Genomic DNA, 16,136 nt, shown 5'->3' with positions numbered 1-16,136 from the left:
AGAAAACATGAAAAATAAAGCCGTTGTAGTTCTTGTTATTTTAGGAAGTTTGATTATATCGATATTTGCAGGTTGCCAACAATCTCCTTTGAAATACATTCCCCCGACAATAGATTCTGTCAATAACGACAAAAGCAGGATGGGGTTGAACGGAAAAGTCAAAACGTTGGATATCTATTATTATCGTCCGGAAAATACATCGTCTTTCTTCTCGGTGAAATTCAAAAAAGGCGAGAAATGGGAAGAGGACGGAATACATCACTACCATTTTCATTTCAATATCGACGGCAATCTTGCTCAATGCAACGAGTACGACAAACAAGAAAATATTATCCGAAAGACCGATTATACCTATGAGACTTGGGGATATACATCTACACTTAGCTTTCCGAAAACTAACAGTACGATTGTCAGTAAGTATAATACTGACGGGAAACTACTGGAAATTGTGTATAGTGATTCCCATGGGGAGATAAATACTTATGACGACAGGGGAAATCTTATCCGAACCAAACAGATTGACGGCACGATTGACAAACCGGCTATGACCGAATATGATTATAACGAACATGATTTGTTGGTAGAGAAGAGGGAATATTATAATATAGGGGAATTATCGGGAAAAACAGTCTATGAGTATGATACAAATGGCTTGTTGGCGCAGACCCAAGTGTATGATTTGTTGAGTCGTGATAGGCCGGAAACGCATTTCATCTATGAATACAGTGACAGTAACCGCGTTGTGAAAAAATATAGGATTGACGATGAAGGTAATAAAGAGTTAGAGTCCTGGTGTAAACGTGAATATTATCCGAACGGTAAACTGAAAACCGTTGTTCGTAATAGTATCGTGCAAGAGAAATACGATGAACAAGGACGACCGATTGACGAGCGGCCAGGATTTGAAATACTCTACAAAGACTTCCAAGACTACGGCTGTGATGCGAATGGCAACTGGATTGAAACAAAGAATTTCAAAGATTATGTTGATTTTGGCACGGGGCTCGGTCGTATATTAAAACCTTATGTCGAGCGTATTTTTACTTATTACGAAGAATAAAAACTTAAAATTGAACAATATGCACACAAACACACCCACATAGCAAGCGGTAAGATTCCAGAAATCATAGTAACATTGTTAGTGCATACTAAAAAAAAGAAAACGATGGGAAAAGTAATGAAAGTATTCAAGACACTGATAAACGAGTTGTTTGGAACTAAGAGAGAGTATAAAGTGGAAGGTTTGGGCATCTTTACCTGTAAGGTTTGTGATTGGTGGCGAGATAAATGCTGCCTTTGGAGTGGTGCAGTGCAATTGCCCTTTTACTCGGTAGAAACTCTTGTTTTGATAGAAGGGGACGCTTCTGCTCCGTTCTCCAGGCAATTATTGGAATTACAGGTGCTATTGCAGAACTGGGTACCTATGGCAGAACAACTAGATAGCATGCTGTCCAGCAAAAGTCAGCAGAAACATAAAGAAAAAATATACGGATCCTGGCAGAATGATTTTTATCCCTATACGATCGTGCCGGCTGTACTATATAGTGACAGTTGGGAGATTGTGTTTTACAGGAATAGTGGTGTAAATTATAATTTCACTGTTTTTTGGAAAGACAACAGAGTACAGGATTTACGTTTAGGAGGTTCTTGAATCCTTCCTTTATTTATAGCATTTCCCGTTCTTTCTTTGTCAAACTTTTGACTACAATATCGTAGGAGTTGCTTACAAGCTCTTTGATTTTCTCATCAGGTACATCTTGGTTGAAATAGACACTGATCCAATATTTCTTGTTCATGTGCCATCCTGGCCTTATGCCGGTATATTCAGTTTGCAGTTCTCCGGATTCGTCAGGGTTGCATTTGATACAACAAAAATCGAAAATCTCAATGTTAACGAAACAGAACCATTTGTCCGCTACATAAAAGCATAGAACGTCACGGCTATATTTGTCGGGCACATTGGGAAACGGCATCTTCTCATGGACTCCTTTAAAAGATAAGCAATATTCTCTAAATTCTTCGATATTCATTTCATTTTTTTATGTTCGGTTATCTATGTAAAAATAGTTAGAATAAAGGAGTGGATAACCATCTTTCTATGAAAATATTCAGGTGAGATGTGTTTCCACGTCTTTGTTTGGTTAGTCGACTTTTTCAAATGAATAGCCGATCTTAAAAACTACTTGACGCTCCACCGCCACCGCTACGTCCACCACCAAAACTGCCGCTACTGCTACTGCTGCCGCTACTACTACTGCTGCTACTGCTACTGTGACTATTACTAGGACTGTCACTATTTGGGGGTGTCTTGCGGGGATCTTCTGTGTTGTCTGCTTTTTATCTCCGCACATTAAGCAAAGATAGTCGGCAACCTCCAATCCGGCATCGGAATATGTGGCTTCTTTAACTGTTTTCCACGGACTGATACGCTTGGAAGCAATGGTATGGCATTGATTACACATCTTATATTCGCTTCCGACGACAGATTTATACCGCAATATCCAGCCGCAGGAAGTACATTGATAAATACGGTGGATGGCAGAACCTAGTTTGTGTTCCATTTGCTCGGAAGCAGATAATAAAGGGGTTGCAAGCTCATTGGATAAAAGTTGTAAAGCCACAGCTTTGCAAGAGTCGCAGGTCTTACTCTGCAAAATAACACGTTGTTTTTGGTAGAACTTATACCATAAGGATGCCGCAATAAGTGCAGGCCAGACCGGAAAAAACAACACAAGACATCCAAGTGGGCTGTAAAGTGTCAGGACTTTGATTGCTGCTAATGCTGAACCGTCTTTGGGGCGAGCTTTATTTACCTTCATGCGATAAGTGAGAACATTTACCAGTATCAAGAATATCCAAAGCATAGGCGACTGATTTGCCAGAAAATTCCACAACGTATTGCCGGCACTTTTCCAGTAATTATCAGAAATGCCTTGAGAAACTGGTTCATAGTCGCTTCCATAGAGCACTAATGTTACAGCCCGGACTCCCTCTGTCATTCCTCTGTCAAAGTCGTTTTTTCTAAACCACGGAACCATTTCATTCTGTTGAATGCGAAAGCATAAAGCGTCGGGAAGTACTCCTTCTAAACCGTATCCGGTTGCGAAAGTGACTTTACGTTGATCGAGTACTAAAAGAATCAGTAATCCGTTGTCGTCCGCTTTCTTTCCGATGCCCCAGTGCTCAAAAAGCTTGTGGGCAAACTCTGCTGGAATATCTTCTCCAATAGAAGAGAGCGCAACAACCGCCACTTCAATACTCAATGAGTCTTCTAACTGTGACAACATATTATTTATCTCCCACACATAACTTTCATCCAATATCTGATTCGGATTGCTAACCCAATTGGAAGAGCTTTCATTACGCGGATTGGGGACATCTGTTACTTTATAAATTTCTACTGTTTGTTCGTGCTCTAAAGCCAATGCAAAAGCATGACTACCAAAGGCATAACAGAAAACAAGAAGTAATGTCCGGGCTATTTCCCTGAAGCTTTTTTGTGTTTTATCTTTCATTGTTTTGTTATTAACTGATTGTTCTTAGAGTAGAAAATAACTATCACAACTCTCATTCTTTTTGCTAATATAGTTATAATCTGATGAATAAGAATGATAGATGTCTCTGAAATTTTGTATCCATCATACTTTCTTCATGAAATATGGGTATCTATCATTCTTATTCCACTGTTTTTACTGTTTAATCTTTCATGGTATTAACCCGCACATAAATTTTATGACTGCCGCTTCCAATGGTGTCAAGTACTCCTTCTTTTACCCAACCGTTCAATTCATTCAGCGCTTTGTTCTTTAGTAGTCCCGTCAGTTGCGTATACTCTTTGCGTCGTATCATCGGTCGTTCATCCAGAAACCTCTCCAACCTGCGCCGACGCTCTTCCACCGGAACTTCGGCGGAATGTGCAAATCCCGACTTCGCTTTTTCCACAAATCCGCGAACCTTCTTTCGGAAAGAAGATGATGGACGAAAATTTACATTATCGAAATAAATGGACTGTGCATGTATCTCTTTGGCATCCATCACCGGACGTGCTTTCAGCTTGGCTGAAAAATATCCTAGGTTCCCCAACTGGACGTGATGTCCGCTGACTAAATATTCGGATATTTTATTTTCAATAGCCAGCTGAACTCCTTCAATATCTGCCGGCGTAAAGCTGGAAGCTTGAGCGATCTCTTTTACAATTTGTTGAAAGTCGATGGTTCCGTTCGATACGATGCGGGGATACAACGGCTGTTCGTCTTCGTCTTCTTTCGAAGACGGTTTTTTGCGAAAATCATACTTTGCGTACATGTCTTTTCTATTATGGGTTAATGTGGCTAAAACGCCTTTTGAAAGGCATTTTAATGATTGTTTTGCAGCAAGATAACCTACAATTGAAGCCTGGATAATCAACTGGAATCAGTGGCTTTTCTTGGGCACACATTTGTGGGCTCTACAGCCCACGAATGTAAACTATACAGCGCATAGGTGGGCTGTACGGCACACTTATGCGGGCTGAAGTCTTACTGCCTGCAAAGATATATCATCCTGCCTTTATTCGCAAATTTAGTAAGCATTATTTCTATAAAATAAAGTCGTGTGGCGTAGCAAATAAAAGCAGTGAAATTTGTTTGGACGAAGAGCATGTTGTATCTTTGTATGGCTGTAGTGCAGCTTTCCTTTTACTGGAAATAATAATAAAAAAAGATGAAAATAACATTAGTCAGAGACGATGGCAAGGTAAAAACCTTACGGACGTTGAAAATGGAGCTCCTTTTGGAGCAGATGAAAACGGAAGTTAAGGCGCAGCCCGTCTCAAAGATGAGGGAAGTCTTGCGGTATACTCTTCCGGGAAATTCGATTGAAGAGGTGCGTAAAGTTCCCAAAGTGATGCCTGCCGCAGCTTTTGTCCGTAAAGAAGGGGTAATGACCTTGAATGAATATAACGGCATAGTGATGATGGAAGTCAATAACCTTTCGGGGAGGGCGGAAGCCGATGAAATAAAGGAACTGCTCAAAGAGCTTCCGCAAACATACCTTGCTTTTACCGGATCTTCCGGCAAATCAGTAAAGATATGGGTACGGTTCACCTATTCGGACGACCGCTTGCCGACTTTACGCGAGCAAGCGGAACTTTTTCACGCGCATGCTTATCAGACGGCTGTGAAATATTATCAGCCACAACTGCCTTTTGATATCGAACTGAAAGAACCGTCGCTCGAACAATATTGCCGGCTGACGTATGATCCTGAACTTTATTTCAATCCGAAAGCAATGCCCATTTATATGAAGCAGCCCGTCAGTCTTCCGTCCGAAACGACTTTTATCAAACGAACGCGGGAAACTGATTCTCCTTTGCAGCGAATGGCGCCCGGATATGAAAATTATGAAGCATTGTCGGTGCTTTTCTCTGCTGCATTCAACAGGGCGCTCGAAGAACTGGACGGATATCGGGAGGGAGACGATCTGCAACCGCTACTAGTGTGTTTGGCGGAGCATTGCTTTCGGGCAGGTATTCCCGAAGAAGATACGGTGCGGTGGACAAAGGCGCACTACCGGCTCCCTTCGGACGAGTTACTGATTCGCGAAACTGTGAAAAGTGTCTACCGTTCCGCCAAGGGATTCGGCAAGAAGAGCAGTCTGACGGCCGAACAGCTTTTCGCCATGCAGATGGACGAATTTATGAAGCGCCGTTATGAATTTCGATACAATACGCTGACCACGGAAGTGGAATATCGCGAACGGAATAGTTTTAATTTCTATTTTCGTCCGGTAGACAAGCGGGTGCTGGCGAGTATCACGATGAATGCCATGTATGAAGGGGTGAAAATGTGGGATAGGGACGTAATCCGCTATTTGGATTCCGACCATGTGCCTGTTTATCAGCCTGTGGAGGATTTTTTGTATCATCTGCCTCACTGGGATGGTAAAGACCGGATTTTGGAACTGGCCAACCGTGTTCCCTGTGATAATCCGCATTGGGCGCCGTTGTTCCGTCGGTGGTTTTTGAATATGGTTGCCCATTGGAGGGGAATGGATAAGAAACACGCCAACAGTACGTCACCTTTGCTGATTGGTCCACAGGCATATCGGAAATCGACTTTTTGCAGAATGCTTCTTCCTCCTGCTTTACAGGCGTACTATACGGATAGCATTGATTTCAGTCGGAAACGGGACGCGGAGTTGTATCTGAATCGCTTTCTGCTTATCAATATGGATGAATTCGACCAGATTAGCCCTACCCAACAGGCTTTTCTGAAACATATTCTGCAAAAGCCGGTGGTGAACACACGTCGTCCGAATGCTTCGGCAGTGGAAGAGCTTCGCCGGTATGCATCGTTCATTGCCACGAGCAATCATCGGGATTTGTTGACGGATACTTCCGGTAGCCGTCGTTTCATCGGTATTTACATGACGGGAGCTATAGATGTGTCGCGTCCTATTGATTATGAACAGCTTTATGCACAGGCGTTGGAGTTGCTTTATCACAACGAACGTTATTGGTTTGACTCCGAAGAAGAGGCTATCATGACGGAAAACAACCGGGAGTTTGAACAATCTCCTGCCATCGAACAGTTATTTATGGTTTATTATCGTAGGGCGGAAGAAGAGGAAGAAGGAGAATGGCTACTGGCTATTGATATTTTGCGCCGGATTCAGAAAGCGAGTAAGATGACATTTTCCGCCAGGCAGGCATCTTATTTCGGGCGTATCTTGCAGCGGCTCGGAGTGAAATCTAAACGGAAAACGTATGGTACGTATTATCATGTTGTACCTTTGGAGGTAGAATAGAATTTGTTATTTATTTATTATTTACATCATATATATAATGCTATGACTAAAAAAGATGCTATAAAAGTATTTGAAGATAAAAAGATCCGTGCTGTTTGGGATGACCAAAAGGAGGAATGGTATTTTTCCATTGTGGATGTGATTGAAGTATTAACAGACAGTGAGCGTCCTCGTAAGTATTGGGGGGGATTTAAAAAAGAAGTTGAAAACAGAAGGAAGTCAGTTGTCCGAAGAAATCGGACAACTGAAATTACCCTCTTCTGACGGCAAACTGTATAAGACAGATGTAGCTACAACCCAACAACTTTTCCGTCTAATTCAGTCTATTCCCTCGCCCAAAGCGGAACCCTTTAAGATGTGGATGGCTCAAGTCGCCAAAGAGCGTCTGGATGAAATGCAGGACCCCGAACTGACTATAAATCGGGCGATGATGGAATATAAATCTTTAGGTTACTCGGACAATTGGATTAATCAACGATTGAAATCAATTGAAGTACGGAAGGAACTTACTGATGAATGGAAAAGAAATGGGATGCAAGAGGGCGTTCAGTTTGCTGCATTAACGGATATAATTTATCAGACATGGGCTGAAAAGTCGGCAAAAGAATATAAGCAGTTTAAAGGATTGAAGAAAGAAAATCTCCGTGACAATATGACGAACACTGAACTGATCCTTAATATGCTTGCTGAAACGGCTACTACGGATTTGTCCAAAGAGAGAAACCCATCCGGTTTTGCTGAAAATGCCGAAGTGGCAAAAGATGGGGGAAATGTGGCAAGAGTTGCTCGCAAGCAATTGGAAAGTCAGCTAAAACGCCCTGTTATATCTCCACTTAATGCAAAAAGTGCATTGCAAGTTGGTGATGAACGGGAAAAAAATGAAACTTCAGGAGAGAGCGTGGATTAATCAAGTATGATAGATACCCCGTTTTTGATGGTCTAAGTATGATAGATGCCGGAAATAATAGTTATCTATCATACTTATTCTTTTAATTATAAGTGGTTTATGAAAATGAATGAGAGTATGATACTAGTTTTTTTACTCATAGAGAAGATATTTTTTTCTGATCTCCTTGTAATCCTGTAATTCCTTTTGCCAACTATTCCGGATAGCCTCTTCCGATTCTCCTTTGAGGATAGCTTTGCGTACGCTGTCAGTTCCCATCAGCAAATCAAACCATCGGGCACGGGAGAAGAAAGCTGCGTTTTCGCCGGATAAGCGATAAAAGTTCAAGAAGTAGCGAAGCGTAAATCCATTTACATCGGTTACATTCCGGAGATCTTCCCCATAACAGGTGATACCTTTGTGCATCGGATTTTTGTCAAAACCGGGTAAGGAGCGGGGAGTAAAAGTGAAACTTCCGTATTTCTTATTAGGTGCGCCTAATACCTGGAAAGGGAAAGTTGTCCCCCGTCCCACGCTGACGCGAGTGGCTTCAAAAGGACAAAGTGAGGCATACAATCGGATAGACTGGTCGTTCGGGAGGTTGGGCGACGGTTTGATGGGAAGTGAATAAGGTGCTCCGTGTTTCCATCCGGTCATTGGAATTACCTTTAATGAACAAGGATTTTTCTTGTTGGCAATCCATCCTTCCCCGTTTATCATCTGTGCCAGTTCGCCGATGGTACATCCGTGGAGAACCGGAAGAGGTAACATGCCAACAAAACTCCGGTAGGCAGGTTTGAGTATCGGACCATCCACATAATCGCACGGATTGGGGCGATCCAGTACAACCATTTCTTTCTTGTTCTCTGCGCAAGCTCCATCACATAATACATCGTGCTTATATAGGTATAAAAGCGTGCCCCTACATCCTGAATGTCGAATACAATCAAATCGACATCTTTTAGTTGGGCAGCAGACGGCTTTTTGTTGTCACCATAAAGCGATACGATAGGAATGCCGGTGCGGGAATCTTTTCCGTCTTTCACTGTTTCACCCGCATCTGCGTTACCACGGAAACCATGTTCGGGAGCAAATACCTTGACCACCCGGACGTCTCTCTTTAATAAGGTATCGAGAAGATGAACCTGCTTTCTTCCTACAACAGAAGTGTGATTGACCACCATTCCGATGCGTTTTCCTTTCAGCAACGGCAGATATTGATCCATCTGTTCTGCTCCCGTGACAATTTGACTGTTTACACGCATTGGCAACAACATAATGAACAAAAATATAAGAATGAAGGAAACTCTAGTTTGCATATCGGTAATTTTTTTGTAATATTGCACAAAAATATTAATTTCTCATCAAGAGAGCAAAAAATAAAGCACATGAATCCATACGAAATCATTGATAAGTATTATCCGGAGAATACCCAGCAGAGACAAATATTAGTAATACATAGTTTGGCCGTGTCCGGAAAAGCAATGAAAATGCTGGATGCTCATCCCGAATTGCGTTTAAACCGGAGTTTTGTAAAAGAAGCCGCTCTGTTGCATGATATTGGTATTTTTCAGACGGACGCTCCAACCATTCAGTGCTTTGGCACTCATCCTTATATCGCTCACGGATATTTGGGAGCCGAAATCTTGCGGGCGGAAGGTTTTCCCCAACACGCATTGGTGTGCGAACGCCATACGGGAGCCGGGCTTTCGTTGGAGGATATCATTGCCCAGCAACTTCCTGTTCCTCATCGCGAGATGCTGCCCATCACCCTGGAAGAACAATTGATTTGCTTTGCGGATAAATTCTTTTCTAAAACCCATCTGGATGAAGAGAAAACAGTGGAGAAAGCACGGCAAAGTATTGCAAAATATGGTGAAGAAGGTCTAAGCCGCTTTGATAGATGGTGTTCTCTCTTTTTATAGCACTAAAAAATAATTAAATAACGAAGATTCTAACTCATATTTGGTGAAGATTGTGTACTTTTGCCACTTCAAGCGTAAACTATTAGTTAATGGCGCCATTGAAAGCAAAAATACTTATATCATTCATACTGCTGATTGTCTTACTGATGCTTCCCGATGAGGCTACGTCTCAGCGTCGAAGAAGAGGAATGATTGCCTCCAATACCGCACAAACGGATTCCCTTCAGGGAAATGATTCGTTGAAAGCAGATACGGTAACGGTACGCATTGATTCCATCGCACCGGTAAAGAAGAAACAACCACTCGATGCACCGGTTGTTTATGAATCCAACGACTCCACTGTCTTTACTTTGGGAGGAGCCGCTACACTTTATGGTAGCGGAAAAGTGAATTATCAGAACATCGAACTGGCTGCGGAAGTTATTTCGATGAATCTGGATAGTAGTACTGTGCATGCTTATGGTATCAAGGATACTACCGGAGTGGAAAAAGGTAAACCGGTATTTAAAGAAGGTGATACCTCGTATGATACGGAAACAATCCGATATAACTTCAAAACCAAGAAAGCGGGAATTACTGATATCGTCACCCAGCAGGGAGAAGGATATGTGACCGGAAGCAAGGCGAAGAAAGGGGCCAATGATGAAATTTTCATGGAGCATGGGCGTTATACAACCTGCGATCATCACGATCATCCCCACTTCTATATGCAGCTGACGAGAGCTAAGGTGCGCCCTAAAAAGAATGTAGTGACAGGACCTGCCTATCTGGTTGTGGAAGATGTGCCTCTGCCGTTGGCTGTGCCGTTCTTCTTCTTCCCATTCTCCAGCAGTTACTCTTCCGGTTTCATTATGCCGACTTATATGGATGACTCCAGTCGTGGTTTCGGTTTGGCAGAAGGAGGATATTACTTTGCCATGAGTGATATCATGGACTTGAAAATAACGGGAGATATCTTCACGAAAGGTTCATGGAGATTGTCTGGATTGACAAACTATAATAAACGCTATAAATATTCCGGTACGCTGCAAGCGGACTATCAGGTCACCAAGACTGGAGATAAAGGGATGCCGGACTATACAGTTGCTAAGGACTTTAAGGTGGTATGGAACCATCGACAGGATGCTAAAGCCAGTCCGAACACTACATTCTCTGCCAGTGTGAACTTCTCGACCAGTAGTTATGAACGTTCTAATATCAACAACCTTTATAATTCGCAGTTGTTGACTCAAAATACCAAAACATCAAGTATTAGTTATTCTCGTAGTTTTCCCGATATCGGTCTGACCTTATCCGGAACTACCAATATCGCACAGACAATGCGTGACTCTTCTATTGCGGTCACTTTGCCTGACTTGAATATTACGTTGAGCCGTCTGTTTCCGTTCAAGCGCAAGAAAGCGGCAGGAGCCGAACGTTGGTACGAGAAGATTTCCATTGGTTATACGGGACGTCTGACAAACAGTATCCGTACTAAAGATGACCATTTGTTCAAAGCCGGACTAAGCTCATGGGAGAATGCGATGAACCATAACATTCCTATCAGTGCTACTTTTACGCTGTTCAAATATTTGCAGGTCAATCCTTCTGTGAATTATACAGAACGATGGTACACCCGTAAAATCAATCAGCATTATAACGAAGATACTCACAGGCTGGAATCATTGCCGGGCGATTCTCTTAACGGCTTTTATCGTGTATCCAATTACTCGGCTAGTTTGGCTCTAAGTACGAAATTGTATGGTATGTATAAACCGATCTTTGCGAAGAAGAAGGAGATACAGATTCGTCACGTATTCACACCGCAGGTGAGTTTGAGTGGTGCTCCGGGATTTGGCAAGTACTGGGAAGAATATACCGATTATAATGGTAATACACAATATTATTCTCCTTTTACCAATCAGCCTTATGGCGTGCCTTCTCGTGAGGGGTCGGGAACGGTTAGTTTCTCGATAGCTAATAACTTGGAGATGAAGTATTATGACGCAAAGAATGATACAGTCAAGAAAGTTAGCCTTATTGATGATTTGAGTGCCAATATGTCCTATAATATGGCGGCAAAGGAAAGACCGTGGAGTGACTTAAGTATGAACCTCCGTCTGAAACTGACCAAGAATTATACTTTCAATATGAATGCCCAATTCGCTACGTATGCTTATACATTCGATAAAAGCGGTAATGTAGTGACCAGTAACCGTACAGAATGGTCGTATGGTCGTTTTGGGCGTTTCCAAGGATATGGTTCTTCTTTCAACTATACCTTTAATAATGACACATGGAAGAAATGGTTCGGTCCGAAAGAGGAGGATGAAAAAGGAAAAGATAAGAAGTCGGAGGATAGTGACGATGAAGAATCTGACGGAACGGAAGGAGATGGTACTACACCTAAGAAAGTAGAGAAAGCACAGGCAGACCCGGATGGTTATCAGGTGTTTAAGATGCCTTGGTCGTTAAGCCTTAGCTATTCGTTTAATATCCGTGAAGATAGGTCTAAGCCTATTAACCGTTATTCCATGCGATATCCTTATACGTATACGCATAACATCAATGCAAACGGAAATATAAAGATTTCTAATAACTGGTCGCTCTCGTTCAACTCGGGCTATGATTTTCAGGCAAAAGAGATTACGCAGACTTCTTGTACAATCTCCCGTGACTTGCACTGTTTCAACCTGTCCGCCAGTCTTTCTCCTTTCGGACGCTGGAAATATTACAATGTTACCATCCGTGCGAATGCAAGCATCTTGCAAGACTTGAAGTATGAGCAGAGAAGCCAAACGCAAAGTAACATTCAGTGGTACTAGGATAAGTTGAGAGTTGAGAGTGGAAATTCGGACGTGTAATTGTTTTGCTAGAATATAGAAAAGAAAAATGGCTGCGCTATCATTCGACGAATAGTGCAGCCATTTTTTTTACTCTTTACTCTTTATTCTCAACTCTCCATTCTCAACTTCTCCAACTACCATGCGATTTCTGTTTTTCCATGGGTTTTCAGGTAATCGTTTGTACGGCTGAAATGTTTGTTTCCGAAGAAGCCGTTGTAAGCTGAAAGAGGAGAGGGGTGGGCAGAGGTGAGCACCAGATGCTTGTTGCGGTCGATAAACGCCCCTTTCTTTTGAGCGTATGATCCCCATAAGATAAATACCAGGTTTTCTTTTTCTTCTGTCAGGGCACGGATTGCAGCATCGGTAAATGTTTCCCAGCCACGATTCTGATGTGAACCTGCTTGGTGGGCACGTACCGTCAGAGTTGCGTTGAGTAATAATACTCCTTGTTCTGCCCAGCGAGTCAGGTTTCCCGTGGTCGGGGCATCTGAACCGATGTCGGCTTTGATTTCTTTGAATATGTTCACTAATGAAGGGGGAAAAGGCACTCCGTCGTTTACAGAGAAACAGAGACCATGTGCTTGTCCCGGTCCATGGTAAGGATCTTGTCCTATAATTACAACTTTCACTTTGTCGAAAGGACAAAGGTTGAAAGCATTGAAGATCAGTTTTCCCGGAGGGAAGATCTGATACTGGCTATATTCGCTTTTGACGAAATCGGTCAGTGTGCGAAAGTAGTCTTTGTCGAATCGGGTTTTAAATGTGCTTTCCAGCTTTCTTCAATTTGTACGTTCATAGTCTGTTATATAAGGTGTATATCAAGTTCTTCACATTCTTTGCGCATATCTTCGGGCCAGATGCTGGCTTGTATCTCTCCAATGTGAGCTTTGCGAAGGTAGAACATACACAAGCGGGATTGTCCGATACCTCCTCCGATAGATAGTGGAAGGGTGTCATTCATCAATCGCTTGTGGAAATAAAGTTCCAGTCTTTTTTCTTCTTTTTCTTCTTTCAACTGACGTTGCAAGGCTTCTTTGTCAACACGGATTCCCATAGATGATAATTCGATGGAGCGTTGCAGTACATTGTCCCACAGAAGGAGGTCGCCGTTTAGTCCGGGCAAGTCGTTCAATCCTTTGGTTGTGTAGTCGTCATAGTCCGGTGCGCGTCCGTCGTGTTTCTTGCCGTCGCTAAGTTTGCAGCCTATGCCTATGATAAACACAGCTCCGTATTTCTGACAGATGGCATGTTCGCGACATTTGGGTTCCAGATCCGGATAAAGTTGGCGCAATTCTTCTGAATGGATGAAATGTAGCTTTTGTGGCAGGCACGGCTTGATTTGCGGATACATTTCGTATACCATATATTCTGTACGGATCATAGCCGCATAAATACGGTTGACGATCTCTTTCAGGAAGTTTACGTTCCGGTCTTCATTGGTGATGACACGTTCCCAGTCCCACTGGTCTACGTAGAGAGAATGCAGGTTGCCCAGTTCTTCGTCTGAACGGATTGCGTTCATATCCGTATAAATACCATATCCGGGTTCGATATGATAGTCAGCTAAGGTCAACCTTTTCCATTTAGCCAATGAATGAACCACTTCGGCTTGTGCATCGCCCAGATCTTTAATAGGGAAAGAAACGGGTCGTTCTATTCCGTTCAAATCGTCATTGATACCCATTCCTTTCAATACGAAAAGGGGGGCAGTCACACGTCTAAGGCGTAGCTCGGATGACAAGTTTAATTGGAAGAACTCTTTTATTTGCTTGATTCCCAGCTCGGTCTGTTTGAGGTCGAGTAGCGGATTATAGTTCTTAGGTTTTATCAAGTAACTCATAGGTTTGTTAAATGTTAATTGTCGGCAAAGATAGGAATAAAATTGATATATGTAATGGATATTCTCTAAAAGATTGTCAATTTGATAAAGTAAATGCTCTAAAGCATTTCAAAATAACAATGTCTTAACATGGGGAAGTGCCTTAAGAACTATAAAAAAAGAAGAATCATTAGGAAGATGAGAAGATTTTTTATACTTTTGTCCTCACATTTAGAAAGAATGGCTTCTTTATTTAAGCGGATGAAGCGTTTTTTCTAGCCTGATAAATTTGTATAAGCACCTGTAGTTCAATGGATAGAATGGAGGTTTCCGGTTCGTCCACCACCTATGGGAACAAAATTTGAACGAAAATTTTAAGAAAATTTCATATTAACATACTACTCTAGCCAGTGTAATTAGCATAAGCACCTGTAGTTCAATGGATAGAATACAAGATTCCGGTTCTTGAGATGAGGGTTCGATTCCCTCCGGGTGTACTTTAAGCCACGCTTTTAACATAGCGTGGTTTTTTTATTACCGCACTTTACCAATGAAAATTTATATATTTGCGGTGGAATGTTCTACTATTGTTCCACAACTTAAATAAAATACTATGGCAACTTTTAAGGCAGAGGTGTATAAACATCAAAAACGTTCTGACGGAACTTGGAATGTGAAAATTAGAGTGACGCATAACCGGCAGAAAAAATATCTGTCTACTCCTATCTATGTAAAGCAGGACGATATCACCCGTTCCTCTTTTAAACTAAAAAAGAACATAACGGATAAAACGGACAAGATGATAGAAGAGTATGAAGCGATTTGTACCGAACTTGGCTTGAAGTTGAAGAGTATGCCTATTGATGATTTGATTAAAGAGCTGGAAAATGGAGTAAAACCAAAAGTAGAGAACATAGATTTTATAGCTTTTTCTGTCCGGAAAATAAAAGAGATGGAAGAGGATGGGCATGGCGGTTCCGCCAGAAGCTATAAAACGACTATTGAAAGTTTGAAGCGATTTATCAAAAGAGATACTTTAGCTATTTCAGAAATAACTTCTGTTTTTATGGAAGATTACGAGAAATGGCTGAAAGATAGAAAGCCGTTGAGTAATCGTGTACTTGGTGATCGGGCACTATCTTTATATCCTGGTTATATTCGCGCATTACATAATTTGGCAAAAAAAGAATATAATGATGAGGAAATGGGGATCATTCGGATTCCCTGGTCTCCATTCCAAAAGTACCATGTGAAGAAACCTACTCCTGCAAAAAAGAGAAATCTATCGGCAGAAACAATAAGGAAGATATTAACTCTTCCGGACCAGCCTTCTACGAATATTGGATGTACACGTGTGAACTTGGCAAGAGATGTGTTTGCTTTATCGTTTTATCTTATCGGAATGAATACAGTTGATTTGTTTAATTGTGATTGTATAGCTGATGGCCGTATTACTTATCAGCGAACTAAGACAAAAAATCGTCGAGAGGATAAGGCGGAGATTAGTGTTAAAATAGAACCAGAGGCTATGCCGTTGATTGAAAAGTATATGGATAAGACAAGGCGTAGAGTCTTTAAGTTCTATTGTATGTACGCATCAAAGGATTGTTTAAATACTGCTGTAAATAAAGGTTTGAAAAAGATTGGCGAAATTCTAGGTATTGAAGATTTGGAATTTTATGCAGCCCGCCACTCATGGGCGACTATTGCCCGCAATGATCTACGTATAAATAAGTATGTTGTACATGAAGCTCTGAATCATGTCGATGATGCAATGAAAGTAACAGACATGTATTTAGAAAAGGATTATTCGCAGAATGACGATGCCAATCGCCGTGTAATAACGTATGTTCTTACAGGTGACAATGGGGTAAAAAGGAGAAAAAATAAATAGA

9 protein-coding genes, 1 tRNA gene and 4 pseudogenes are annotated in these 16,136 nt (G+C 41.7%); 8 read left to right on the top strand and 6 right to left on the bottom strand.

Annotated features, from left to right (window positions below):
- The first annotated feature begins 7 nt into the window (after nt 1-7).
- The gene (locus DXA05_RS02970) at nt 8-1,060 is read left to right on the top strand and encodes a hypothetical protein (protein ID WP_022199229.1); all 1,053 of its coding nucleotides are present in this window, start codon (nt 8-10) and stop codon (nt 1,058-1,060) included.
- A 105-nt stretch (nt 1,061-1,165) separates the two neighbouring features.
- Nucleotides 1,166-1,651 carry a hypothetical protein gene (locus DXA05_RS02965; protein WP_052587949.1) on the top strand — a complete coding sequence of 162 codons (486 nt, stop codon included), beginning with the start codon at nt 1,166-1,168 and terminating at the stop codon, nt 1,649-1,651.
- Between the two features lie 13 nt (nt 1,652-1,664).
- On the opposite strand, the gene DXA05_RS02960 is transcribed toward DXA05_RS02965, so the two are convergent.
- From DXA05_RS02960 to DXA05_RS02950, 3 genes and pseudogenes are all read right to left on the bottom strand, one after another.
- Complete coding sequence (locus DXA05_RS02960; RefSeq protein WP_009038839.1) at nt 1,665-2,030, bottom strand: MmcQ/YjbR family DNA-binding protein; 366 nt, start codon at nt 2,028-2,030, stop codon at nt 1,665-1,667.
- Between the two features lie 142 nt (nt 2,031-2,172).
- A pseudogene (locus DXA05_RS02955) lies at nt 2,173-3,515 on the bottom strand (TPM domain-containing protein).
- Nucleotides 3,516-3,696: 181 nt separating this feature from the next.
- Nucleotides 3,697-4,305 carry an HU family DNA-binding protein gene (locus DXA05_RS02950; RefSeq protein ID WP_015531390.1) on the bottom strand — a complete coding sequence of 203 codons (609 nt, stop codon included), beginning with the start codon at nt 4,303-4,305 and terminating at the stop codon, nt 3,697-3,699.
- A gap of 396 nt (nt 4,306-4,701) precedes the next feature.
- Between DXA05_RS02950 and DXA05_RS02945 the strand changes: the two genes are divergently transcribed.
- Together DXA05_RS02945 and DXA05_RS02940 are read left to right on the top strand one after the other, a co-directional pair.
- Complete coding sequence (locus tag DXA05_RS02945) at nt 4,702-6,786, top strand: BT4734/BF3469 family protein (RefSeq protein ID WP_128858776.1); 2,085 nt, start codon at nt 4,702-4,704, stop codon at nt 6,784-6,786.
- Nucleotides 6,787-6,828: 42 nt separating this feature from the next.
- Nucleotides 6,829-7,693: pseudogene (locus DXA05_RS02940) on the top strand (Bro-N domain-containing protein).
- Between the two features lie 132 nt (nt 7,694-7,825).
- Here DXA05_RS02940 and DXA05_RS02935 read toward each other — a convergent pair.
- Nucleotides 7,826-8,991: pseudogene (locus DXA05_RS02935) on the bottom strand (DUF1343 domain-containing protein).
- 69 nt (nt 8,992-9,060) lie between these two features.
- Here DXA05_RS02935 and DXA05_RS02930 point away from each other — a divergent pair.
- Nucleotides 9,061-9,597 carry an HDIG domain-containing metalloprotein gene (locus DXA05_RS02930; RefSeq protein ID WP_004312347.1) on the top strand — a complete coding sequence of 179 codons (537 nt, stop codon included), beginning with the start codon at nt 9,061-9,063 and terminating at the stop codon, nt 9,595-9,597.
- Between the two features lie 89 nt (nt 9,598-9,686).
- Nucleotides 9,687-12,401 (top strand): putative LPS assembly protein LptD, encoded by a 2,715-nt coding sequence (locus DXA05_RS02925; RefSeq protein WP_015531394.1) that lies wholly within the window; start codon nt 9,687-9,689, stop codon nt 12,399-12,401.
- Nucleotides 12,402-12,556: 155 nt separating this feature from the next.
- On the opposite strand, the pseudogene ung reads toward DXA05_RS02925, so the two are convergent.
- Together ung and asnA are read right to left on the bottom strand one after the other, a co-directional pair.
- Nucleotides 12,557-13,218, bottom strand: a pseudogene (gene ung / locus DXA05_RS02920) (uracil-DNA glycosylase).
- A gap of 6 nt (nt 13,219-13,224) precedes the next feature.
- Complete coding sequence (gene asnA / locus DXA05_RS02915) at nt 13,225-14,262, bottom strand: aspartate--ammonia ligase (protein ID WP_004299370.1); 1,038 nt, start codon at nt 14,260-14,262, stop codon at nt 13,225-13,227.
- Between the two features lie 404 nt (nt 14,263-14,666).
- Between asnA and DXA05_RS02910 the strand changes: the two genes are divergently transcribed.
- Both DXA05_RS02910 and DXA05_RS02905 read left to right on the top strand, forming a co-directional pair.
- Nucleotides 14,667-14,738, top strand: a tRNA-Arg gene (locus DXA05_RS02910).
- A gap of 116 nt (nt 14,739-14,854) precedes the next feature.
- Complete coding sequence (locus tag DXA05_RS02905) at nt 14,855-16,135, top strand: site-specific integrase (protein ID WP_128858775.1); 1,281 nt, start codon at nt 14,855-14,857, stop codon at nt 16,133-16,135.
- Nucleotide 16,136: the final 1 nt, after the last annotated feature.

This window comes from Bacteroides sp. AM54-2NS (genome assembly GCF_003602935.1).
GTDB lineage: Bacteria > Bacteroidota > Bacteroidia > Bacteroidales > Bacteroidaceae > Bacteroides > Bacteroides xylanisolvens.
The sequence above is the reverse complement of the archived record's forward strand: the minus strand, read 5'-3'. Positions and strand labels throughout refer to the sequence as shown.